The organism is Kibdelosporangium persicum (assembly GCF_013280595.1).
GTDB lineage: Bacteria > Actinomycetota > Actinomycetes > Mycobacteriales > Pseudonocardiaceae > Kibdelosporangium > Kibdelosporangium persicum.
The window spans coordinates 234,898-256,539 of record NZ_JAAATY010000004.1; the positions used below are offsets into that span (position 1 = coordinate 234,898).

A 21,642-nucleotide genomic window follows, 5' to 3' on the forward strand; every position below is an offset into this window, starting at 1 on the left:
ACCGCTTCACTAGCATCGCAAGGTATGAGTCAGGCGCCCGAGCAGGAAGAGCTCGTCCTCGCCGCGCAGTTCCCCACGCCCCGGCGCGAGCAGTGGCAGGAGCTGGTCGCGGGTGTGCTGCGCAAGTCCGGACGAGTGCCTGCCGACTTCACCGGCGACGCTGCCGGGAAGATCGCGACCAGGACCTACGACGACATCCTTGTGCAACCGCTGTATACACGCCAGGACACGGCGCCCGCGGCAGGCATGCCGGGATTGCCGCCTTTCGTCCGCGGCAACCGTCCGGAAGGAGCAGTCGCCACCGGCTGGGACGTACGCCAGCGGCACGCGCATCCGGACCCGTCGGCCGCCAAGCGGGCCGTCCTGACGGACCTCGAACACGGCGTGACGTCGCTCTGGCTGGTCGTCGGCGACGCCGGCCTGCCGATCTCCGCGCTGGCAGACGTGCTCGACGAGGTCTACGTCGACCTCGCGCCGGTCACGCTGGACGCGGGGGCGGACTTCCTCGCCGCCGCCGAGGCCCTGCTGGAAATCCAGGCGGACAAGGCGATCCCGGCCAGTGAGGTGCGCGGCAACCTCGGTGCCGATCCACTTGGCCTGCGCGCGCGGACCGGCACCGCCCAGGACCTCGAAGGTGCCGTCCGGCTCGCGGTACGCGTGTCCGGTGAGTTCCCCCGGCTCCGTGCCCTCGTCGCCGACGCACTGCCCTATCACCAGGCCGGTGGTTCCGACTCGCAGGAACTCGGCCTGTCCATCGCCACGGGCGTGGCGTACCTGCGTGCCCTGACCGACGCTGGACTGTCCGTCGAGCAGGCCGCCGAGCAGCTGGAATTCCGGTACGCGGCGACCGCCGACCAGTTCATCACCATCGCGAAGCTGCGGGCCGCGCGCCGCTTGTGGGCACGGGTGATGGAGGTTTCCGGGGCCCCGGCCGTGCCGCAACACCAGCACGCGGTCACGTCGCCGGTGATGATGACCCGCCGTGACCCGTGGGTGAACATGCTCCGCGGCACGTTGGCGTGCTTCGCCGCCGGTGTGGGCGGCGCGGACGCCGTCACCGTGCTGCCGTTCGACCACGCCATCGGCCTGCCGGACGACTTCGCGCGGCGCATCGCCCGCAACACACACGCGGTCCTGCTCGAAGAGTCCAAAGTGGCCGGTGTGATCGACCCGGCGGGCGGCTCGTACTACGTCGAGCGGCTGACCGACGACCTGGCACAGGCCGGGTGGGCGTTCTTCCAGGCCGTCGAGGGTGCGGGCGGGCTGCCCGCCGCGCTGGACGCCGGCCTCGTCGAGGAGCGGCTCGCGCGGACGTGGGCGGAGCGGTCGCGCAACCTGGCCCGCCGCGAAGATCCGCTCACCGGCGTCAGCGAGTTCCCGAACATCACCGAGCAGCTTCCGGTCCGCGAGCCCGCGCCGCCCGCGCCGTCCGGTGGGCTGCCGCAGGTCCGGCTGGCCGAGGCGTACGAAGAACTCCGTGACCTGTCCGACGCGCAGCCGGAACGTCCGAAGGTCTTCCTCGCCACGCTCGGCCCGATCGCCGCGCACACCGCACGCGGGACCTTCGCGGCCAACTTCTTCCAGGCAGGCGGGATCGAGACACCCCACGTCGGCGCGACGGACACCGCCGCGGAAGTCGCCGAGGCGTTCGCCGCGAGCGGCGCCAGGATCGCGTGCCTCTGCGGCACGGACGCGCTGTACGCCGAGCGCGCCGAAGAGGTCGCCCAGGCGCTGCGCGCGGCAGGCGCGGTGAAGATCCTGCTCGCGGGCAAGGGGGAGTACGAAGGCGTCGACGGATACGTCCACATTGGTAGCGATGTGCTCGCCGTGCTGCGCGATACCCTGAAGACGTTGGGAGTGGGAGCATGACGATCCCCGATTTCAGCGGCGTCCCGCTGGGCGAGCCGTCGCCGGCCGGCGTCGCGGAGTGGCAGGCCGCGCTGGCCGAGGCCACCGGCAAGGGCTCGGACGCACTGGTCTGGGAGACCCCCGAGGGCATCGGGATCAAGCCCGTCTACACCGCCGAGGACCTCGACGGGCTGGACTTCCTGGACACCTACCCCGGCATCGCGCCGTTCCTGCGTGGCCCGTACCCGGCGATGTACGTGACGCAGCCGTGGACCATCCGCCAGTACGCCGGGTTCTCGACCGCCGAGGAGTCCAACGCCTTCTACCGGCGCAACCTCGCGGCCGGGCAGAAGGGCCTCTCGGTGGCGTTCGACCTGGCCACGCACCGCGGCTACGACTCCGACCACCCGCGCGTGACCGGTGACGTCGGCATGGCCGGGGTCGCGATCGACTCGATCTACGACATGCGCCAGCTGTTCGAGGGCATCCCGCTCGACCAGATGAGCGTGTCGATGACCATGAACGGCGCCGTGTTGCCGGTGCTCGCGCTGTACGTGGTCGCGGCGGAGGAACAGGGGGTGCCGCCGGAGCGGCTGGCGGGGACCATCCAGAACGACATCCTCAAGGAGTTCATGGTCCGCAACACCTACATCTACCCGCCCGCGCAGTCGATGCGGATCATCTCCGACATCTTCGCGTACACCTCGCAGCACATGCCGAAGTACAACTCGATCTCGATCTCCGGCTACCACATGCAGGAGGCGGGCGCGACGGCCGACCTGGAGCTGGCGTACACGCTGGCCGACGGCGTCGAGTACATCCGCGCGGGGCTGGCGGCCGGGCTGGACATCGACAAGTTCGCGCCCCGGCTGTCGTTCTTCTGGGCGATCGGGATGAACTTCTTCATGGAGGTCGCCAAGCTGCGGGCGGCCCGGCTGCTGTGGGCCAAGCTCGTCTCGCAGTTCTCGGCACAGTCGCCGAAGTCGTTGTCGCTGCGGACACACAGCCAGACCTCCGGCTGGTCGCTGACCGCTCAGGACGTCTACAACAACGTCGTGCGCACCTGCGTGGAGGCGATGGCCGCGACCCAGGGGCACACGCAGTCCTTGCACACCAACGCCCTGGACGAGGCGCTGGCGCTGCCGACGGACTTTTCCGCGCGGATCGCCCGCAACACCCAGCTTGTCCTGCAACAGGAATCCGGCACCACCCGGGTGATCGACCCGTGGGGCGGCAGTGCCTTCGTCGAGCGGCTGACCTACGAGCTGGCCCGCAAGGCGTGGGGGCACATCGCCGAGGTCGAGGCGGCCGGCGGGATGGCCAAGGCGATCGACGCGGGCATCCCGAAGCTGCGCATCGAGGAGGCCGCGGCCCGGACGCAGGCACGCATCGACTCCGGCCGTCAGCCGGTGATCGGTGTGAACAAGTACCGGCTGGCCACCGAAGAGCGGATCGACGTGCTCAAAGTGGACAACGCGGGCGTGCGGGCGCAGCAGCTGGCGAAACTGGCGCGGTTGCGCGCCGAGCGTGACGCGGCAGCGGTCGAGGAAGCGTTGCGGCGCCTGGAATCCGCCGCGGCCGGTAACGGCAACCTGTTGGCGCTGGCGATCGACGCGGCCAGGGCCAAGGCCACCGTCGGGGAGATCTCCGGCGCGCTCGAACGGGTCTGGGGCAGGCATGCCGGCCAGATCCGTACCATCTCCGGGGTCTACCGCGAGGAGGTCGGAACCGGCGTGTCCAGTGTGGACGCCGCACGGCGGATCGTCGGCGAGTTCGCCGAGGCGGAGGGCCGCAGGCCACGGATCCTGGTCGCCAAGATGGGCCAGGACGGCCACGACCGCGGCCAGAAGGTGATCGCGACCGCCTTCGCCGACCTCGGCTTCGACGTCGACGTGGGCCCGCTGTTCCAGACCCCCGCCGAGGTCGCGCGCCAGGCGATCGAGGCGGACGTGCACGTCGTGGGCGTGTCCTCGCTGGCCGCGGGGCACCTCACGCTGGTGCCCGCGCTGCGCGAGGAACTGGCCGCGCACGGCAGGCCGGACATCATGGTCGTGGTCGGCGGCGTCATCCCGCCGCAGGACTTCGACGCGTTGTACGAGGCGGGCGCGGCCGCGATCTTCCCGCCGGGGACTGTGATCGCCGACGCCGTCGTCGACCTGCTCGGCAAGCTGCGGGTACAACTCGGGCATGCCTGACATCGCCGACTACGTCCGCGGGGTGCGGGCGGGCGAGCGTGCCGTCCTGTCCAGGGCGATCACGCTGGTCGAGTCCACCCGCGCCGATCATCGCGAGCAGGCGCAGCAGATGCTGGTCGAGCTGTTGCCGTACGCGGGCGGCGCGCATCGGGTCGGCATCACGGGCGTGCCCGGCGTCGGCAAGTCGACATTCATCGACATGCTCGGCACGCGGCTGACCGCGGCAGGCCATCGCGTGGCGGTGCTGGCCGTCGACCCGTCGTCCAGCCGGACCGGCGGCAGCATCCTCGGCGACAAGACCCGGATGGCCAAGCTGGCGACCGACCAGAACGCCTTCATCCGGCCGTCGCCCACGTCCGGCACACTCGGCGGGGTCGCGCGGGCGACCCGGGAGACGATCGTGCTGATGGAGGCGGCGGGCTACGACATCGTGCTCGTCGAGACCGTCGGCGTCGGCCAGTCCGAGATCACCGTGGCCGGGATGGTCGACTGTTTCCTGTTCCTGACTCTGGCCAGGACCGGCGACCAGTTGCAGGGCATCAAAAAGGGCGTGCTTGAGCTCGCTGACGTCGTCGCGGTGAACAAGGCCGACGGCGACCACGAGAAGGAAGCGCGCCGTGCGGCCCGTGAACTCGCCAGTGCCATGCGGCTGTTGCGGAGCGGTGACGAGCTGTGGACGCCCCCTGTGCTGACGTGCAGCGGGTTGACTGGAGCGGGCCTCGACGAGTTGTGGAAGGAGATCGAACGGCACCACCGCACGTTGGCGGACGCGGGCGAGCTGGCCGCGAAACGCCGTCAGCAGCAGGTCGACTGGACGTGGGCGATGGTCCGCGACGCGGTGATGACACGATTGCGTGACAGCGCCGAAGTGCGTTCCATAGCGGCTGAACTGGAGCAGGACGTCCGGGACGAGCGGCTGACGCCGACACTGGCGGCGGAGCGGATCCTCAAAGCGTTCGGCGTGCGATAACCTCGAAGAATGATGCGAGCTGTGGTCGCTTGTGTGCTCGTTGTGCTGTTCTGCCTGCCCGTTGGGGCCGCGACGGCCGCACCCGCCCAATTGGCTCCGTACGCCCAGCAGACCGCCACCGCGCCGCCTGGGCCGACGATCGACACGCCGCCGACCGAGCAGGACGCGGCGAACTCGCGGCAGCGTCTGGTGATCGGGATCGCCGCCATCGTGCTGCTCGGCATCGTGGTCCTCGGGCACCGGGCCAGGCGTAAGCGGGCCAAGAAAAGCTCATGATGATCGCCGATTCGGCCTGACTGAATCTTGTCAACCGTTTGGCGCAGCCGCGCTACCGGCGACCGGTTTGATCATCTGATTCGCCGCTCGCGCCCGGGGACGATAGGGCAGGATGGGTGCCGAGTGACACTTCTGTTGCGCCGACCGTGCACGATGTCTACTCAAAGAACCTGAATCTCGAACCCGGTACCACTGATCCGTTCCGTGGTGCTGCCGCGGAGGTGCGGCATGACTGTTCTGGACTCGCACGCCCAGGAGGGCGAACCTGATGTGCTACTGACCGGCTCCGGCGTCAGTATGCCCACTGTGGATGACATCGGTGCCGGTCGCGGCCCGTCCTGGTTGGACGGATGGCTGTCCGGCAACGTCGGCGACATCGTCGCCTGGTACCGGCACATCCACGCGCACCCGGAGCTGTCCAGGCAGGAGTTCCAGACCACCCAGCTGCTCGCCACGATGCTGGCGTCCGCCGGTCTGCAGCCGATCATCGGGCCAACTGGAACGGGCCTGATCTGCGACGTCGGCACGGGCGACCGCTGCGTCGCGCTGCGGGCGGACATCGACGCTTTGCCGCTGCAGGAGGCAACCGGACTGCCCTTCGCGTCCAGGGTGGACGGCGTAGCGCATTCATGTGGACACGATGCGCACACGACCATCCTGCTCGCCGCGGGCCTCGCGCTGGCGTCCGCGCCGGAGCTGCCCGGCCGTGTCCGGCTGATCTTCCAGCCCGCCGAGGAGGTCATGCCCGGCGGAGCCCTCGACATGATCGAAGCAGGCGCGCTGAAGGGCGTCGAACGGATCTTCGGCCTGCACTGCGACCCGCGCGTCGAGGTCGGCCGCGTGGGCACCCGCGTCGGCGCCATCACCTCCGCGACCGACCTGCTCGAACTGCGCCTGACCTCGCCAGGCGGTCACACCTCCCGTCCGCACCTGACGGCAGACCTCGTGCACGCGCTGGGCACGGTGATCACCGGCCTGCCCGCGCTGCTGTCCCGCCGCGTCGACCCCCGCTCCGGCACGGTGCTGGTCTGGGGTGCCGTGCACGCCGGCGAGGCCCCCAACGCGGTGCCGGAGGAAGGCGTGCTGCGCGGCACCCTGCGGACCGGCGACCACGAGGTCTGGGCAGACCTGGAGCCGCTGGTCGCGGGCCTCGTCCAGTCCCTGGTCACGCCCTTGGGCGTGGGGTACGAGCTGCACCACCGCCGTGGCGTGCCGCCCGTGGTGAACGACAGCGAGAGCACGGCCATCCTGCGCGCCGGCATCGAATCGGCCCTCGGCGGCGACGCACTGGCCGGCACCAAGCAGTCCTCCGGCGGCGAGGACTTCGGCTGGTACCTCGAGAACATCCCCGGCTCCTTCGCCCGCCTGGGCGTCTGGCCCGGCGAAGGCGTGATGCGCGACCTCCACCAGCCCACCTTCCAGCTGGACGAACGCGCCCTGCTGACCGGCGCCCGAGTCATGGTCCACACAGCCCTGACCGCCCTCGCCGCCTGAACACCACCACGCCCATCCCCTCGTGAGTGTTTATCGGTGTTCTAACCCTGATAAACACTCACGAGGGCGGGAAGCCCTTCGTGATGCCGGACCTGACGCAATCATCACCAATCACACAGCGTTGGCCCTGTACGGCTGCCAGGCGGCCGACCGGGTGACCGTCCATGTCCTCGTCCCGGACCGGCGCTGAATCCGGTCACGGCCCGGCACAGCCGTGCACCACGGCACCATCCAGCGACATGACGTAGAGACCATCCATGTCCTGAAGGTCCTTGCCGCCGAACGAGCGCTCGCCGAGGTGCTCTGCCGCGACCAGCCTGTGCGCGCTCACGTGCTTCCACGACGCCATGGCGATGCACCCGCCTGATCATCGCGGGCGCTTCCTCGAACGGGTCGCCTGGTGCGTCCGGACCCGCGCCGACCCACGTGGCCAGACGCGGGCTCTGGAGTTGCTGAGGGGGTGTTATCGCCTCATTGGCTGATCACCCCGGCCCGATCCCCTGACAGGGCCTGATCCGCAGGTCGGCGACGTAGTCGGCGGGTGCACCCGCTGCCTCGGCCGCGTCGGCCACCACACCCAGGTAGCGAGCGGAAGGGAGACCACCCTCGTAGGCGTCCAGAACATAGAGCCAGGCGACGACGGAGCCCTCCAGTGTCTGCACCCGCAGCCGGATCTTCTTGTACAGGCCCAGCGCGCCTTCCCAGCGGTCCAGCCGGGATTCGTCGCGGGGACTGACGTCGTAGAGCACGCAGAACACCTGCGACTCGGGATCCTCGACGACGGTGGCGAGAGCGCCCTCCCAGCTGAGGTCCTCGCCTCCGAAGGTCAGACGCCAGCCGACGAGCCACCCGGTACCCGCCATCGGCGAGTAGGGCGCTCGCTCGAGCATTTGGCTGGGATCCATGTTGGACCCGTACGCGGCATAGAGCGGCACGACGGACAGCGTAGCGACCCGACACATCCCCCGAGGGGATGCGGCTCGGGGAGTCACGCGTACGGTTTATACGGACCAGCTCGTGCGGCACAGGAGGAAGTCCGTTGACCCGGATCGTGATCATGGGTGGCGGCGTCGGCGGCTATGAAGCTGCGCTGGTCGCAGCGCAGCACGGCGCCGACGTCACGATTGTCGAGCGCGACGGCCTCGGTGGCGCGTGCGTGTTGTACGACTGCGTTCCGTCGAAGACGTTCATCGCCTCGGCGGGCGCGCGGTCGGCCTTCCGCAACGCCGATGAGCTGGGCATTCGCACCAACGGCTCGGATGCGGCGGTCGAAGTGCCGGTGGTGCACGGGCGTGTGCGCGGCCTGGCGCTCGCCCAGTCGGCAGACATCCGCGCGCGGCTTCAGCGTGAGGGCGTCCGGCTGATCGCGGGGACTGCGCGGTTCGTCGACGAGCAGCCCGGCATGGCCGCGCATCTGATCGGTGTGACCCCGCACAGCGGCGAGCCCGAGGTGCTTCCGGCCGATGTGACGCTGATCGCAACGGGCGCCACCCCCCGTGTCCTGCCGGGTGCGGTGCCGGACGGTGAGCGAATCCTCGACTGGCGTCAGCTGTACGACCTCACCGAGCTGCCCGAGCACTTGGTCGTGGTCGGCTCGGGTGTCACCGGTGCGGAGTTCGCCTCGGCGTACACCGAGATGGGCGTGAAGGTCAGCGTGGTGTCCAGCCGCGACCGTGTGCTGCCGCACGAGGACGCGGACGCCGCCGCAGTGCTGGAGGACGCCTTCGCCGAGCGCGGCACGACGCTGTACAAGCACGCGCGGGCGGAAAAGGTCGAGCGTGTGTCCGACGGCGTTGTCGTGCACCTGCAGGACGGCCGGAAGATCGAAGCCAGCCACGCCCTGATGACGGTCGGCTCCGTCCCGAACACCACCGACATCGGCCTGGAGAAGGTCGGCATCCAGCCGGGCCCCGGCGGGTTCATCTCGGTCGACCGCGTGTCGCGCACGGGCGTGCCCGGCGTCTACGCGGCAGGCGACTGCACCGGCGTGTTGATGCTGGCGTCGGTCGCGGGCATGCAGGGCCGGATCGCGATGTGGCATGCCCTGGGCGAGGGCGTCGCCCCGATCAGGCTCAAGACGGTCGCGGCGAACGTGTTCACCCACCCGGAGATCGCCACGGTCGGCATCAGCCAGCAGGCCATCGACTCCGGCGAAGTGCCCGCCCGCACGATCATGCTGCCGCTGGCGACCAACGCACGGGCCAAGATGGAGGGCCTGCGCCGCGGCTTCGTGAAGCTGTTCTGCCGCCCCGCCACCGGCGTGGTGATCGGCGGCGTGGTGGTCGCCCCTTCGGCCAGCGAGCTGATCCTCCCGATCGCCATCGCCGTGCAGAACCAACTGACAGTCGAGCACCTCGCCCTGACCTTCTCGGTCTATCCCTCCCTGTCCGGTTCGATCACCGAGGCAGGCAGGCGCCTGATGAGGCACGACGACCTGGACTGAGCAACTCAAGCCAACCGTGACTGAGGTCCTTGTACGGCGACACTTCAGCCAAGCGTCGCGGATCGGTCGACCGGGCCGCTCGGCCTGATCGCGGGTGCGAGCCTCTGTGTCCGGGGATGAGCCGGGCGAGGCTGTCAGGCATAGAGATGTCTGAGTGCGGTAGTCGGGTTCGGGTGGCTGGGTCATTCGGCCTGATCGCGGGCGTGAGCCCCTGTGTCGTGGGCGAACCGGGTGGCGCTGCCGGGCATCGTCGTGCCTGGGCGCGGTGATTGGGCTTAGCTTGGGCGGTTGTCGCGCTGAGCGTTGCTGCGAATTGGGTGGCTGGGTTGCTCGGCCTCATGGTGGGTGTGAGCCATGCGCCCAGGGGTGAGACGGGCAGGGTATCGACGTGTCTGGGTGCGGTGGCTGGGCTTGGGTTTGAGTGGCTGTCGGCGTCGAGCGTCGCTGTGGTTCGGAGGCTGGGCCGCTCGGCCTGATCGCGGGCGCGAGCCTCTGTGTCCGGGGATGAGCCGGGCGAGGCTGTCAGGCATGGACATGTCTGAGTGCGGTAGTCGGGTTCGGGTGGCTGGGTCATTCGGCCTGATCGCGGGCGCGAGCCCTGTGTGGGCGAACCGCGGCCAGGCGCGCCGGGCATCGACGTGTCTGGTGCGGTGGTCGGGCTTCTGGTTCGGGCGGCTGTCGGCGCGAGCGTCGCTGTGGATTGGTCGGCCGGGCCGCTTGGCATGATCGGGCGCGTCAGCCATGTGCCCAAGGGTGCACCGAGGCTGCCGGTATCACCATGTCCGGCTTCGCGTTCGGGCGGTTGTCGGCGGCGAGCGTGGGCGTGGCTGCCTGCCATCGTCCCAGCTCTGTGCCCCGATCCGGTTCGCTGAGAATTTCCTCGAAACTCGGGGCAACCCGGAGATCCACTGGGGCGTGTCAGGTGCGAAGGCATGAACCCGCCTGATCGTATGAAAGGTCTCCGATGCGTATTCGCTCCACTGTGGCCGGTCTCGTGCTCGGCGCCGGTGTCCTTGTCCTTGGTGCGCCGATCGCCCTGGCGGACAACAGTTCCCAGCCGCCGGCACCGACGGCCAGCCCGGCGTCCGAGCGGCAGCGGCAGGCTCCCGCCGCCCAGCCGTCCGAGCCGTCGAGCAGGGTCCGGCCCACGGTTCCGACGGCGGTGCCGCCCGCGCCGCAGCGGCCCTCGATCGTCAAGCCGGTCGGCGCGCCGGAAACCGGCGGCGGCATGCAGGATTCGTCCTCGGGCGCCGGTGCGCTGGTGATCGGCGGCATCGCACTGGTCGTCGTGGCCGGTGGCGGCTCCGTGGCCTACCGGCGGCTGCGCAAGCAGAGCTGAGTGCCGATGCGGAAATGGCTTGGTGTCGCGGTTCTCGTCTGCGCACTGACCGGGTGTAGCGGCGGTCAGGGGGAGGAGCAGGCGGGGCAGTCGCAGCCACTGTCCACAGTGCAGTCTGACGCTGCCTCGCCTGCCGCGAACGGCACGACCGCGTTGCCTGCCTCGACACCGACCGAGATCTCCATTCCGAAGATCGGCGCACGGTCGTCGCTGATCCCGCTCGGGCTGAACGCCGACCAGACCATCCAGGTCCCGCCGGTCGACCAGCCCATGCAGGCGGGCTGGTACGACAAGGCGCCGACACCGGGCGAGCTCGGCCCCTCGATCATCCTCGGCCACGTCGACGGGAACAAGAAACCCGGGATCTTCTTCCGTCTCAAGGAGATGGCCGTCGGCGACGAGGTGCTGGTGTCCAGGCAGGACGGCCGGACCGCGCAGTTCAAGGTCACCCACGTCGAGCAGATCGCCAAGCGTGAGTTCCCGACCGACAAGGTCTACGGCGACACACAAGGCGCTGAACTGCGCCTGATCACGTGCGGCGGCCAGTTCGACCAAGCGGCCCACAGCTACAAGGACAACATCATCGTCTATGCGGCACTGGTGCCTCCCGTGTCCTGAGTAGAGGGTCGAGTGGTGATTTGGTGTGGGGCCCCACACCAAATCACGCCGTCGGTGGGCCTTGGTCGACCCGTCTGCGAATCGCGTCGGCGTTGTCGAGCAACTCGCCGAACGGCATGCGCTCGTCCCACCACGTCACGCCTGCCTCGGCCAGCGGCTGAAGCGTCGGCCATGCACCGCCAGGGCTGGAACCGCCGACCACGAAGTCGAACGGTTCGTCTTCCAGCCCCGCTTCGGCACGCGCGGCTTGTAGGAACTTGCCCGCGGCGGTGACCTCGTCCAGGGGTGGCGGTTCCGCCTGCCACGCGCCGGACATGATCGGCACGGCGCCGTCCCACCGCGCCGCACGACGCATCGGCGGCAGGTTCGGCCACCGCCCACCGACCCAGATGGGCACGCGCGGCCGCTGCACGGGCGTCGGCCGGAACATCACATCCCGGACGATCACGTGCTCGCCTTCGTACGTCGTACGTTCTCCCGACCACAACCGGTCCAGCACGGCTAAACCCTCGTCGAGCCGTTCGGCGAGCACGCGTCGAGAAGTCGGCTCACCGAAAGCGCCGTACTCGTCGTCGACCGGATCGCCGAGACCGGCGCCGAGGATCATCCGGCCGCCGGTGAGCCGGTCCAGCGTGGTGACCTCACGCGCCAGTTTCTGCGGGCGGCGGCGGGCGACCGGCGTGATCATCGTGCCGAGCCTGATCCGGCTGGTGACCATGGCCGCGGCGGTGAGCAGGATCCACGGATCGGCGATCTCTCTGACCAGACGCTTCTCGTGCACCACGTGGTCCCACACGAACAACGCGTCCCACCCCGCGTGTTCGACCGCCTGAGCCAGGACGGCCACCGCCTCAGGGTCGGCGAAGTCGCCGAAGTTGGGGATGCTCACCGAGAATCGCATGCCTCACACCATGCACCCACCCACCGACAAAACTGCGAGACTGGCGTCATGACCGCCCGCACGCTGCTGATACTCCGGCACGCCAGCGCCGCGAACGAGCCAGGTATGGCCGACGCCAAGCGTCCGCTGACGCCGATCGGCCGCCAGGAGGCCGCGTACGCCGGTCGGCAGCTCGCGCCGTTCCAGCCGGAACACGTGCTCTGCTCACCCGCGTTGCGCACGCGGCAGACGTGGCAACAGGTCAGCACCGAGCTGGCCACCCAACCGGGCGTCGACTTCGAGTCGAGCATCTACGAAGCCAGCGCGCGCACCCTGCGCGAGCTGATCTGGCAGACCGACGAAGACGTCCGCACCCTGTTGCTGATCGGGCACAACCCAGGACTGCACGAGCTGGCCTGGACGCTGCTGGGAGATCAAGCGCCCCAACAGTTCCCGCCCGCGAGCCTGGCCGCGGTGACGTTCAGCGGATCGTGGACGGAACTGTAGAAAGACGCGTGAGCACCCCCGAGGTTGCTCAGAGATTCCCGTCAGGTGTACGGGGACACCACGAATCCGGAACTGCGCCTGATCACCTGCGGCGGGGAGTTTGACAAGACGGCGAAGAGCTACCAGGACAACATCATCGTCTTCGCCATGCTCAAATAGCAGTCGTCAGACTTCCTTCAGGCGCGCCCGGCCTGTTCTGCCCGCGCTCCACATGGTGTGCTCCCGGGAGATCGTTCCCTCTGCCTCGTCGACAAAAGCGGCCCACTGCTCGCCGTCCATGTCCTTGTCGAGAAGGGAGAGCACGTGCCGTATCTCCCGGGCTGTCAGGTTGTACGACACCGCTTCACTTTGCAGCTGTTTGGCCTGGAGCCAGGCGGTTATGCCGGCCACAGCGGCGCTGGCGACGCCCAGCAGGTCGATCGAAGTCACACCGGAGGCCTTGAGAGCTCCCGCGCCGACACCGACCAGTTCGCCGACAAGCGCGATGGTGCGCCATATCCGTGATTGCCGGTCACGCGTGGCCGCGGTCTTCGAGTACCAGTCGATTTGTTCCATCAGGCGGCCCACCCGGTAGGTCTCGATACGCTGCGCTTTGTCCGCGGCACGGCAGCGTTCCATGGCCTCGTTGATGTCGTCTCCGCTGGAGACGTCGACGATCCGCAGATCCCGGCTGAGTTCCCGCAGCCGCTGGACGAACAGTTTGCGAGCCTCGGCGGCGGGCATGGACTCCGGGAAGGGATCTCCGCAGACGGCATATCGCCATGCGAGCGTCTTGCACGACTCCGCCGCCGTCCGGCATTCGTACCAGCGGTTCTCGTCCTGCTGTTGTTCGATGTAGAAGCGCACGATGAGGGACGCGAGAAAGGCCATCGCCGCGGCGACGCCCGCCCAGTCGACACCTTTGTCGTTGATTTTCAGCGTCGCCGCTCCGCTGGCCGCGGCGACGAAGAGCAGGATGAGGCTGAGGCGTAACTGGCCGAAGTAACGGCGTTTCACCCGGATGGAGCTGGCGTCGGCGTCCTGGAAAAACGGCGGGAGTTGCTGCCAGGTGAAGAGAGGGCTCGTCGGCTCTGTCATGGTGGCGCCTTGCTCCGGCTCTCGTCAGTTCTGTTCGATGGCGTCGGGGTAAGAACATAGCGGGTCGACGAGCCTTTCGACGCTGGTCCAACAGAAGTGGGGCGTCCGGGTCGTACGCTGCGTTCGTGAGTGAACATCGCGGCACCTGGAAGGTCTTCGGCGAGCGGACGGTCTACGACGACAGGTGGGTACGGCTTGGACTCGTGGACGTGGAGGCACCCAACGGTGAGCGCTGGGACTACCACGTGGTCAGTCTGGACCGGATCGCCATCGCGTTGGTCGTGGACGATCAGGACCGGGCACTGATGTTGTGGCGCTACCGGTTCCCCACCGATCAGTGGGGCTACGAGCTGCCGGGTGGCCTGGTCGAGCAGGGCGAGGAACCAGCCGTCGCGGCGTCGCGTGAGGCGCTTGAGGAGAGCGGCTGGCGGCCGGTGGGCGAGCCCGAGCACCTGCTTGGCTTCGAGCCGCTGCCCGGACAGGTCAGGGCTCGTACGGACGTGTACATGTGGCGAGAGGCCGAGTGGGTCGGCGAGCCGACGGAGACCGAGGAAGTCGGTCGCATCGAGTGGGTTCCGCTGAGCCGTGTTCCGGAATTGGCGCGACAGCAGAAAATTCTCGGCGCGGGGGCGCTTGTCGCACTCATGTACTACTTGGCATCCCGCAACCTCTGAGGTACCAGAAACCGCCCCCCAAGGCAGCCCCCACCACTCCCGGGGGGCGACCCCGAGCCCAGTCTACTGGAGACTGGGGGTTTGAGGTGGGGAAACAAGGGTGAAGCCGGTGCGAACGGTCCGTTCGCACCGGCTTCACCGGATCGGGTTACTTGCCGGCTGTCAGTCCGTCACCCAGTCGAAGGTCTTGGTGACGGCCTTCTTCCATTCGCCGAACAGGGATTCCCGCTTGGCCTCGTCCAGCGCCGGGTCCCACTGCTTGTCCTTGGCCCAGTTGTTGCGGATGTCGTCCTCGCCGGACCAGAAGCCGACGGCCAGGCCGGCGGCGTACGCGGCGCCCAAAGCGGTTGTCTCCGCGACGACCGGCCGGATCACCGGGACGTTCAGGATGTCCGCCTGGAACTGCATGAGCAGTTCGTTGGCGACCATGCCGCCGTCGACCTTCAGAGCCGTCAACGGGACACCGGAGTCGGCGTTCATCGCGTCGATGACCTCACGCGACTGGAAGGCCGTTGCCTCAAGCACCGCGCGCGCCAAGTGTCCTTTGTTGACGAACCGGGTCAGGCCGACGATCGCGCCCCGCGCGTCGGAACGCCAGTAGGGCGCGAACAGTCCGGAGAACGCGGGCACGAAGTAGCAGCCGCCGTTGTCCTCGACCTGGCGGGCGTGCTGCTCGATCTCCGCGGCCGTGGTGATCATGCCGAGGTTGTCACGGATCCACTGCACCAGCGATCCCGTCACGGCGATCGAGCCTTCCAGCGCGTAGACCGTGTCGTTCGAGCCGATCTTGTAGCAGACCGTCGTCAGCAGGCCGTTCTCGCTCATCACCTTCTCGGTTCCGGTGTTGAGCAGGACGAAGTTGCCTGTGCCGTACGTGTTCTTCGCCTCGCCGGGTGACAGGCAGGCCTGGCCGAAGGTCGCCGCCTGCTGGTCGCCCAGGATTCCGGCGATCGGCACGCCGGCCAACGCGCCGCGTTCGCGGACGTTGCCGTACACCTCCGAGGACGACCGGATCTCCGGCAGCATCGACATCGGAATGCCCATCTCACCGGCGATCTCGGCGTCCCACTGCAACGTGTCCAGGTCCATCAGCATGGTGCGGGACGCGTTCGTCGGGTCGGTGACGTGCACGCCGCCTTCGGCCCCGCCCGTCATGTTCCACAGCACCCACGTGTCCATGTTGCCGAACAGCAGCTCGCCCCGCTCCGCGCGCTCGCGTGCTCCGTCCACATTGTCCAGAATCCAGCGGATCTTCGGGCCGGAGAAGTACGTCGCCAGCGGCAGGCCCGTCTTCGCGCGGTAGCGCTCCTGGCCGCCGCCCAGCGCGCCGAGCTCGTTGACGATCTTGTCGGTTCGGGTGTCCTGCCAGACGATCGCGTTGTAGACCGGCTTGCCGGTCGCCTTGTCCCACACCACCGCGGTCTCGCGCTGGTTGGTGATGCCCACCGCCGCGATGTCCGAGACGTGCAGGTCCGCCTTGGCCACGGCGCCCGCGGCGACTTCCCGGGTGTTGCGCCAGACCTCCTCCGGGTCGTGTTCGACCCACCCGGCCTTGGGGAAGATCTGCTCGTGTTCCTTCTGGTCGACCGAGACCACCCGGCCGTCATGGCTGAAGATCATGCACCGCGTGGACGTGGTTCCCTGGTCGATCGCGGCCACGTACTGGGCCATGGTGAGCGTCCTTTCCTTGACAGGCCTAGACAGGCAGTACGAGGTACAACAGGCCGGCGAGCAGCGCGCCGATCAGCGGACCGACGATCGGCACCCACGAGTATCCCCAGTCCGCGCTGCCCTTGCCGCGGATCGGCAGGATCGCGTACGCGATGCGCGGGCCCAGGTCACGCGCCGGGTTGATGGCGTAGCCCGTCGGCCCGCCGAGTGACGTACCGATCACCAGCACGACGAACGCGACGGCGGCGTACCCGAGTGCCGAGTTGCCGAACTGCGGCACGCCGTCGGTTCCCGCGGCCTTCGCCGCCGGGCTCAGCAGGATCCAGCCGACCAGCACGAACGTGCCGATCACCTCGGTCACGGTGTTCCACAGTGGATTGCGCACGGTCGGCGCGGTCGAGAAGATACCCAGCGTGTTCGCGGGTTCCGGGTGCGTGTCGAACTGCAGCTTGTAGGTCAACCAGCACAGCGTCGCACCGATGATCGCGCCGACCAGCTGGGCCAGGACGTAGATCGGGACGTCCGCCCACTCGGTCTTGCCGGTGATCGCCAGACCGAGCGTGACCGCCGGGTTGAGGTGCGCTCCGCTCGGCGCCGCGATGCTGGCGCCGGTGAACACGGCGAAGGCCCAGCCGAAGTTCACGAACAGGAAGCCGGTGCCGCTGCCGAGCGTGTCTCTCAGCACATGGTTGGCCACCACACCGGTACCCAGCAGGATCAGTACGGCGGTACCCAGCATCTCCCAGACGAATATCTGGCCCGCGCCCATCGCCACCTCCAACGTTCGGCCACCCGGACCAGGGCAGACGGCGCGGCCCCGACTGGCAACGCTGCCCAACCCCTCGGTGAGCAGCGACGTTAGTGCGCGCTAACACCGATGTCCATGATCCAAACGACGCAATCGGCGTCACGTGTCCGCACGGCGCGGTTGTCGGCGGATGGCGGTAGCGTGAGGGAGGAACACTGGATAGTCGAGTCGGGCAGGGAGGCGTTACGTGGCCAGCCGCATGCCGAGGCAGCCAGTCCGCACCATCGACCCGGTGACCGCTCCGGGCCGCCTGGGACCGGCCGAGCGCGAGGACTCGTGGCGCAGGCTGGGTGAGGAAACGTTCGACCTGGTCGTGATCGGTGGCGGTGTGGTCGGCGCGGGCACCGCGCTGGACGCCGCGACACGCGGCCTGCGAGTGGCCCTTGTGGAGGCTCGCGACCTGGCGTCGGGCACGTCGAGCCGGTCGTCGAAGCTGTTCCACGGCGGCCTGCGGTACCTGGAGCAGCTCGAGTTCGGGCTGGTCCGGGAGGCGTTGCGGGAACGTGAGCTGATGCTCACCAGGATCGCGCCCCATCTGGTGAAGCCGGTGCCGTTCCTCTACCCGTTGACCCACCGGGGCTGGGAACGCCCGTACACCGCGGCCGGACTGTTCCTCTACGACACCATGGGCGGCGCGCGGTCCGTGCCCGGGCAGAAACACCTGACCAGGGCAGGCGCGCTACGGATGGTTCCCGCGCTGAAGCGTGACGCGCTCATCGGCGGCATCCGCTACTTCGACGCGCAGGCGGACGACGCGCGGCACACCATGACCGTGGCTCGGACGGCGGCGCATTACGGCGCGGTCGTGCGGACGTCAACGCAGGTCGTCGGCATGGTCCGGGAGGCGGACCGGATCTCCGGCGTGCGGGTCCGGGACGTCGAGGACGGCCGGGAGACCGAGATCCAGGCCAATGCCGTGATCAACGCGACCGGCGTGTGGACCGACGAGATGCAACGGCTGTCCGGCAGCCGTGGCCGGTTCCGTGTGCGGGCCAGCAAAGGCGTGCACATCGTGGTCCCGCGTGACCGGATCGTGTCGGAAACGGGGCTGATCCTGCGCACGGAGAAGTCCGTGCTGTTCGTGATCCCGTGGGGAAGTCACTGGATCGTGGGAACGACCGACACGGACTGGAACCTCGACCTGGCCCACCCGGCCGCGACGAAGTGCGACATCGACTACATCCTCGAGCACGTCAACAAGGTGCTCGCGACACCCTTGACGCAGGACGACATCGAAGGTGTCTACGCGGGACTGCGCCCGCTGCTGGCCGGCGAGAGCGAGGAAACCTCGAAGCTTTCCCGTGAACACGCGGTCGCGCGTGTCGCGCCGGGTTTCGTGGCGATCGCGGGCGGCAAGTACACGACGTACCGCGTGATGGCGGCGGATGCCGTGGACGCGGCCGCGGTCGACCTGCCTGGCCGGATCCAACCGTCCATCACGGACAAAGTGCCGCTGCTCGGTGCGGACGGTTACCACGCCCTGGTGAACCAGGCCGATCAGCTAGCCGTGAAGGCGAGCGTGCACCCGTATCGCGTACGGCACCTGCTCAACCGGTACGGCTCGATGGTCCATCAGGTTCTGGCGCTGGCCGGGAACCGTCCCGAGTTGCTCAAGCCGCTCACCGCGGCGCCGGACTACCTACAGGTCGAGATCGTGTACGCGACCAGCCACGAAGGCGCGTTGCACCTGGAGGACGTGCTCGCCCGGCGGACCCGGATCTCCATCGAGTACGCGCATCGTGGTGTGGACGCCGCCCAGCAGGTGGCCACGTTGATGGCGGAGGTCCTGGGCTGGGACGAGGCGACCATCAAGCGCGAGGTGGAGCTCTACACCGCGCGCGTACAGGCCGAACGCGACTCCCAGACGCAGCCGAACGACGAAGCCGCGGACGCCTTGCGGTCCAAGGCACCCGAAGTCCGCTCCCAGATCGTCGAACCCGTCAGCTGAAACCCCCTCGTGAGTGTTTATCAGGGTTAGAACGCCGATAAACACTCACGAGTCACGAGGCGATGTCTTCGGAGTGCAGCTCGGTGAGGTGGTGCAGGAGTCGTTTGTGGTCGGCCGGGGAGATCGTCGTCCACGCCTCGGCGCCGCCGGACTCCTTGCGGACCTGGAGGTAGCGGCCTGCTTCGGTGTCGAAGAAGCTGATCACGCGCGGCGTACGGACCCGGTGGCCCCACTTGTCCCTGGCCGCGCCGCCGAACTGGCCTTGCCGGACCACGTCGCCGATCATCTCGCGCAGGGTCTGCGCGTCGCGCTCGCGTACGCCATGACGGCGCAGCGCGGCCTCGAATTCGGGCGGTGTCTTGGCTTCCCGCGCGGCGGCCTCGAACTCCTTGGTGGGCAAGGTGACCGAGTACCCGGGGCCGGCTTTTTCCTGAGGCAGAACGGACAACGCGTGCCTGGGCAGGCCGAGCCCGTCCGCCCGGCGCAGGGTCAGCCGGTCGGTCTCCTGGACCGCCAGCACGCCCGCCTCACCGTCGGCGGCAGCGAGCAGACGGACGCTCCGGCCGAGCCAGAGCCGCCCGTCCAGTTCGCGCCGCGGCCGGGACACGAGGTGCAGCAGGTCGGCCAGCCGTGGGTCGAGACTCACCTGCCTGCCAAGGCCTTTGGCCTCCAGCGACTGCCAGGCGTGGTCGGCCAGCCGCGCCCGTTCGGTATGGGTCTGCCCTGGTGAGGGCACTTGCAGGACGAGCGGCATGTCGCCGAGGCCGAGGTGCTCCCACAGCACGTCGAACTCCAGCGGCGTGAGGGTGAACGGCTCACCGAGGCCGGCTGCGTCAAGTCCGGTGTCGAACATCGTCATGGACGATACGGCCCGTTCCCGATCACGGGTGGGGCAACCTCGGCGTCGGCACCTTCGACACGCTCCGTTATCTTCTCCTCTTCATGCCTGTCCCGCCTGCGCTTCGGCGGCTCCACAGCGTCATCGGCCAACTGCTGCGGAATCAACGGCTCACCACCGAAACGCCGAGACGCGGCACGATCCACGGTGTTGCCGGTTGTTGCAGTGGCGGGCGCGATCGGCGCGGCCGGATGCGCGTCCACCGAAGCTTGGTTACGCGCGGGCGCCCGCCGAATGAGCGAACTTCGTTGCGGCGGAGGGGCAGCGGCCGCGGAACCGCCGCCACCGCCGTTGGTGACAGGCTCGCCGGCGATCGGCCGCGCACGTACTTCGGGCTCGTCGGCCGGCACGCCGAAGAACTCCGCCGAAGCTTGGGAAACAACCTGCGCCGTGCCATCACGCGGGCCATGCGTCGGCGTTCGCAGCACCGTTTCCGTTTCCGGCATGGCGCCGACCGCGACGTGCTGACTCTCGTGCTGGACGTGCACGACTGCTTTCGTGTCAACGTGTTCGTCGAACGTGGACAGGCCGCCCATGGTGGCTGCGGTGTCGTTCTCATACGTCTGCATGACTTCGTACGCGCGGCGTGCGGCGTCCGAAGTGGCCCGCTCAACGGGCTCGTGGTCCGACTGCAACGCCAGCACCTGAGCCGCTGGAGCCGTGGCGGCATCCGGTTGCGGCGTCGGGTTCTCGCCGGGGACGGGCATGTTCGCGCGCGCCTGGCTGACGTGGTCGGCCTGCTGTTCGACGCTCGCCCTCATGCTCGCCGCGTTCTGCCCGACGCGGCTCGCCCACGCGACAACGTCACCCAGTTGAGCGAACGCGAGGGTCGCGGCCTGCCCCTGCCATTCGGCTTTCGAGTCGCTGATGGCCTTGGTCAGGTCCTGGTCGATGGTGGCGAAGATCGACGCCATGTCGGTCCACCGCTGCGCGGGGACGGCGGAAGCGGCGGCCCCGGGACCGCTGTGCAGTTGGGCGTACAGCTCGGCATGGCTGAAGCCGCGCCACCGCGTCATCTCTTCGTGCGCCATTGCTCGCCCCGCATCGTCGCGTCCTTGTCGTCCTCCGTCTGCCGGTACTGGGCCGCGGACGTGCTCAACTTGGCCACCAACGAGTCCAACGCACCCCGATAGGCCAGCAGTGCTTGCAACGCACTGGACTGCTCGTCCAACGCCCGCGCGTTGAACTTCTCGGCGGCGTACACGCTCACCGGATCGCCCGCCCACGCGCTGACCCGCAGGTCGGCCTTGGCAAGCTCGATCTGCCGGTCCACCATGGCCAACGCGTCGGCGAAGGCCGTGTGCAACCGCGGCAGGACCTGGGGATCGAACTGGAATCCGTCCTCGGCCACGTCGTCACCCTCCCTGTCGTGTCCCCTGGGGCCGCCCGGAGGTCACCGGTCAGGGAACGGCAACCCACTGGAGCAACCGCACCCCTTCGTGCACGCTCTCGCCGACGAGCCGGAACCCGCACTTCTCGGCGACCCGGTGGGACGCGGTGTTGTCGGCCTCGTGCTGGTAACCGATGCGTGGCAACTCCAGCGCGCCGAACCCGAACCGGACCGCGGCCCCCAGAGCGGTGCTGGCGACGCCCCGGCCACGGTGGTCAGGATGCGTCCAGCAGGCGGCCTGCGGATCCCCGTCGGCCAACCCTCGAAGATCAACCTCGCCCAGCAACTCCCCGGTGGTCGGTTCGGCAACCGCCCACGAACACCGCACACCCCTGGCCCACTCGTCCGCCCGGCGCCGCACGTACGCACCGGCGTCGGCCAGATCGGCGATCCGGTAGTCGGAGACCCACCGCTTCATCTCGGGGTCCTCGAAGGCACGGACGATCGCCGGCCGGTCGTCGAGCAGATCGTCCGCCCGCAACGCCCGCAGGTAGTACCCGCCGGCATTGATCTCGATCGGCTCCATGAGGAGAACGGTAGCGCGACCAGCCGACACCGCTGGTCGGCAGAACTCCCCACGCCAGAGGTGTGATCCACCACCGCCTC

Annotated in this window: 21 protein-coding genes and 1 pseudogene; 12 read left to right on the plus strand and 10 right to left on the minus strand. The window is 68.8% G+C overall.

What is annotated here, in order from left to right:
* Positions 1 to 24: 24 nt before the first annotated feature.
* From GC106_RS10075 to GC106_RS10095, 5 genes are all read left to right on the plus strand, one after another.
* Positions 25 to 1,869: a methylmalonyl-CoA mutase family protein gene (locus tag GC106_RS10075; RefSeq protein ID WP_173127334.1), complete on the plus strand. Its 1,845-nt coding sequence runs from the start codon at positions 25 to 27 to the stop codon at positions 1,867 to 1,869.
* Positions 1,866 to 4,043 carry a methylmalonyl-CoA mutase gene (scpA, locus tag GC106_RS10080; protein WP_173127337.1) on the plus strand — a complete coding sequence of 726 codons (2,178 nt, stop codon included), beginning with the start codon at positions 1,866 to 1,868 and terminating at the stop codon, positions 4,041 to 4,043. Before GC106_RS10075 ends, scpA begins: the two co-directional genes overlap by 4 nt.
* Positions 4,036 to 5,013, plus strand: coding sequence for a methylmalonyl Co-A mutase-associated GTPase MeaB (meaB, locus tag GC106_RS10085; protein ID WP_173127340.1), 978 nt, complete (start codon positions 4,036 to 4,038; stop codon positions 5,011 to 5,013). Before scpA ends, meaB begins: the two co-directional genes overlap by 8 nt.
* Positions 5,014 to 5,022: 9 nt before the next feature.
* The gene (locus GC106_RS10090; protein WP_173127343.1) at positions 5,023 to 5,289 is read left to right on the plus strand and encodes a hypothetical protein; all 267 of its coding nucleotides are present in this window, start codon (positions 5,023 to 5,025) and stop codon (positions 5,287 to 5,289) included.
* Positions 5,290 to 5,517: 228 nt separating this feature from the next.
* Positions 5,518 to 6,783, plus strand: a complete 1,266-nt coding sequence (locus GC106_RS10095) for a M20 family metallopeptidase (protein WP_173127346.1) — start codon at positions 5,518 to 5,520, stop codon at positions 6,781 to 6,783.
* 196 nt (positions 6,784 to 6,979) lie between these two features.
* On the opposite strand, the gene GC106_RS10100 is transcribed toward GC106_RS10095, so the two are convergent.
* Positions 6,980 to 7,132, minus strand: a complete 153-nt coding sequence (locus GC106_RS10100; protein WP_173127349.1) for a hypothetical protein — start codon at positions 7,130 to 7,132, stop codon at positions 6,980 to 6,982.
* Positions 7,133 to 7,265: 133 nt separating this feature from the next.
* Positions 7,266 to 7,718, minus strand: coding sequence for a gamma-glutamylcyclotransferase family protein (locus tag GC106_RS10105; RefSeq protein ID WP_173127352.1), 453 nt, complete (start codon positions 7,716 to 7,718; stop codon positions 7,266 to 7,268).
* Positions 7,719 to 7,822: 104 nt separating this feature from the next.
* Here GC106_RS10105 and GC106_RS10110 point away from each other — a divergent pair, with 104 nt between their 5' ends.
* From GC106_RS10110 to GC106_RS10120, 3 genes are all read left to right on the plus strand, one after another.
* Positions 7,823 to 9,226, plus strand: a complete 1,404-nt coding sequence (locus GC106_RS10110; protein ID WP_173127355.1) for an NAD(P)H-quinone dehydrogenase — start codon at positions 7,823 to 7,825, stop codon at positions 9,224 to 9,226.
* A gap of 964 nt (positions 9,227 to 10,190) precedes the next feature.
* The gene (locus tag GC106_RS10115; RefSeq protein ID WP_173127358.1) at positions 10,191 to 10,565 is read left to right on the plus strand and encodes a Tat pathway signal sequence domain protein; all 375 of its coding nucleotides are present in this window, start codon (positions 10,191 to 10,193) and stop codon (positions 10,563 to 10,565) included.
* A 6-nt stretch (positions 10,566 to 10,571) separates the two neighbouring features.
* Positions 10,572 to 11,183 (plus strand): class F sortase, encoded by a 612-nt coding sequence (locus tag GC106_RS10120; protein ID WP_173127361.1) that lies wholly within the window; start codon positions 10,572 to 10,574, stop codon positions 11,181 to 11,183.
* Between the two features lie 43 nt (positions 11,184 to 11,226).
* Here the strand turns inward: GC106_RS10120 and GC106_RS10125 are convergent, their stop codons facing one another.
* Positions 11,227 to 12,084: an LLM class flavin-dependent oxidoreductase gene (locus GC106_RS10125; protein WP_173127366.1), complete on the minus strand. Its 858-nt coding sequence runs from the start codon at positions 12,082 to 12,084 to the stop codon at positions 11,227 to 11,229.
* Between the two features lie 48 nt (positions 12,085 to 12,132).
* Here GC106_RS10125 and GC106_RS10130 point away from each other — a divergent pair, with 48 nt between their 5' ends.
* Complete coding sequence (locus GC106_RS10130; protein WP_173127368.1) at positions 12,133 to 12,570, plus strand: SixA phosphatase family protein; 438 nt, start codon at positions 12,133 to 12,135, stop codon at positions 12,568 to 12,570.
* 45 nt (positions 12,571 to 12,615) lie between these two features.
* Positions 12,616 to 12,729 (plus strand): annotated as a pseudogene (locus GC106_RS10135) (class F sortase); the annotation flags it as partial.
* A 6-nt stretch (positions 12,730 to 12,735) separates the two neighbouring features.
* Here GC106_RS10135 and GC106_RS10140 read toward each other — a convergent pair.
* On the minus strand, positions 12,736 to 13,647 hold the full coding sequence (locus tag GC106_RS10140) for a DUF4231 domain-containing protein (RefSeq protein WP_173127371.1): 912 nt from the start codon (positions 13,645 to 13,647) through the stop codon (positions 12,736 to 12,738).
* Between the two features lie 125 nt (positions 13,648 to 13,772).
* Here GC106_RS10140 and GC106_RS10145 point away from each other — a divergent pair, with 125 nt between their 5' ends.
* Positions 13,773 to 14,321 carry an NUDIX hydrolase gene (locus tag GC106_RS10145; protein WP_173127374.1) on the plus strand — a complete coding sequence of 183 codons (549 nt, stop codon included), beginning with the start codon at positions 13,773 to 13,775 and terminating at the stop codon, positions 14,319 to 14,321.
* A gap of 162 nt (positions 14,322 to 14,483) precedes the next feature.
* Here GC106_RS10145 and glpK read toward each other — a convergent pair whose 3' ends face one another.
* Both glpK and GC106_RS10155 read right to left on the minus strand, forming a co-directional pair.
* The gene (gene glpK, locus GC106_RS10150; RefSeq protein ID WP_173127377.1) at positions 14,484 to 15,992 is read right to left on the minus strand and encodes a glycerol kinase GlpK; all 1,509 of its coding nucleotides are present in this window, start codon (positions 15,990 to 15,992) and stop codon (positions 14,484 to 14,486) included.
* Positions 15,993 to 16,017: 25 nt separating this feature from the next.
* On the minus strand, positions 16,018 to 16,761 hold the full coding sequence (locus GC106_RS10155; protein ID WP_173127380.1) for an MIP/aquaporin family protein: 744 nt from the start codon (positions 16,759 to 16,761) through the stop codon (positions 16,018 to 16,020).
* Between the two features lie 238 nt (positions 16,762 to 16,999).
* On the opposite strand from GC106_RS10155, the gene GC106_RS10160 reads away from it, so the two are divergent.
* Positions 17,000 to 18,748: a glycerol-3-phosphate dehydrogenase/oxidase gene (locus GC106_RS10160; RefSeq protein ID WP_173127831.1), complete on the plus strand. Its 1,749-nt coding sequence runs from the start codon at positions 17,000 to 17,002 to the stop codon at positions 18,746 to 18,748.
* Between the two features lie 52 nt (positions 18,749 to 18,800).
* Here the strand turns inward: GC106_RS10160 and GC106_RS10165 are convergent, their stop codons facing one another.
* The 4 genes from GC106_RS10165 to GC106_RS10180 are packed head-to-tail and all read right to left on the minus strand — an operon-like array spanning position 18,801 to position 21,562.
* Positions 18,801 to 19,601 carry an ESX secretion-associated protein EspG gene (locus GC106_RS10165; protein ID WP_246365312.1) on the minus strand — a complete coding sequence of 267 codons (801 nt, stop codon included), beginning with the start codon at positions 19,599 to 19,601 and terminating at the stop codon, positions 18,801 to 18,803.
* A gap of 2 nt (positions 19,602 to 19,603) precedes the next feature.
* Complete coding sequence (locus tag GC106_RS10170) at positions 19,604 to 20,677, minus strand: PPE domain-containing protein (protein WP_173127386.1); 1,074 nt, start codon at positions 20,675 to 20,677, stop codon at positions 19,604 to 19,606.
* Complete coding sequence (locus GC106_RS10175) at positions 20,659 to 20,997, minus strand: PE domain-containing protein (RefSeq protein ID WP_173127389.1); 339 nt, start codon at positions 20,995 to 20,997, stop codon at positions 20,659 to 20,661. The genes GC106_RS10170 and GC106_RS10175 overlap by 19 nt, the downstream gene beginning before the upstream one ends.
* Before the next feature lie 49 nt (positions 20,998 to 21,046).
* Positions 21,047 to 21,562: a GNAT family N-acetyltransferase gene (locus tag GC106_RS10180; RefSeq protein WP_173127392.1), complete on the minus strand. Its 516-nt coding sequence runs from the start codon at positions 21,560 to 21,562 to the stop codon at positions 21,047 to 21,049.
* Positions 21,563 to 21,642: the final 80 nt, after the last annotated feature.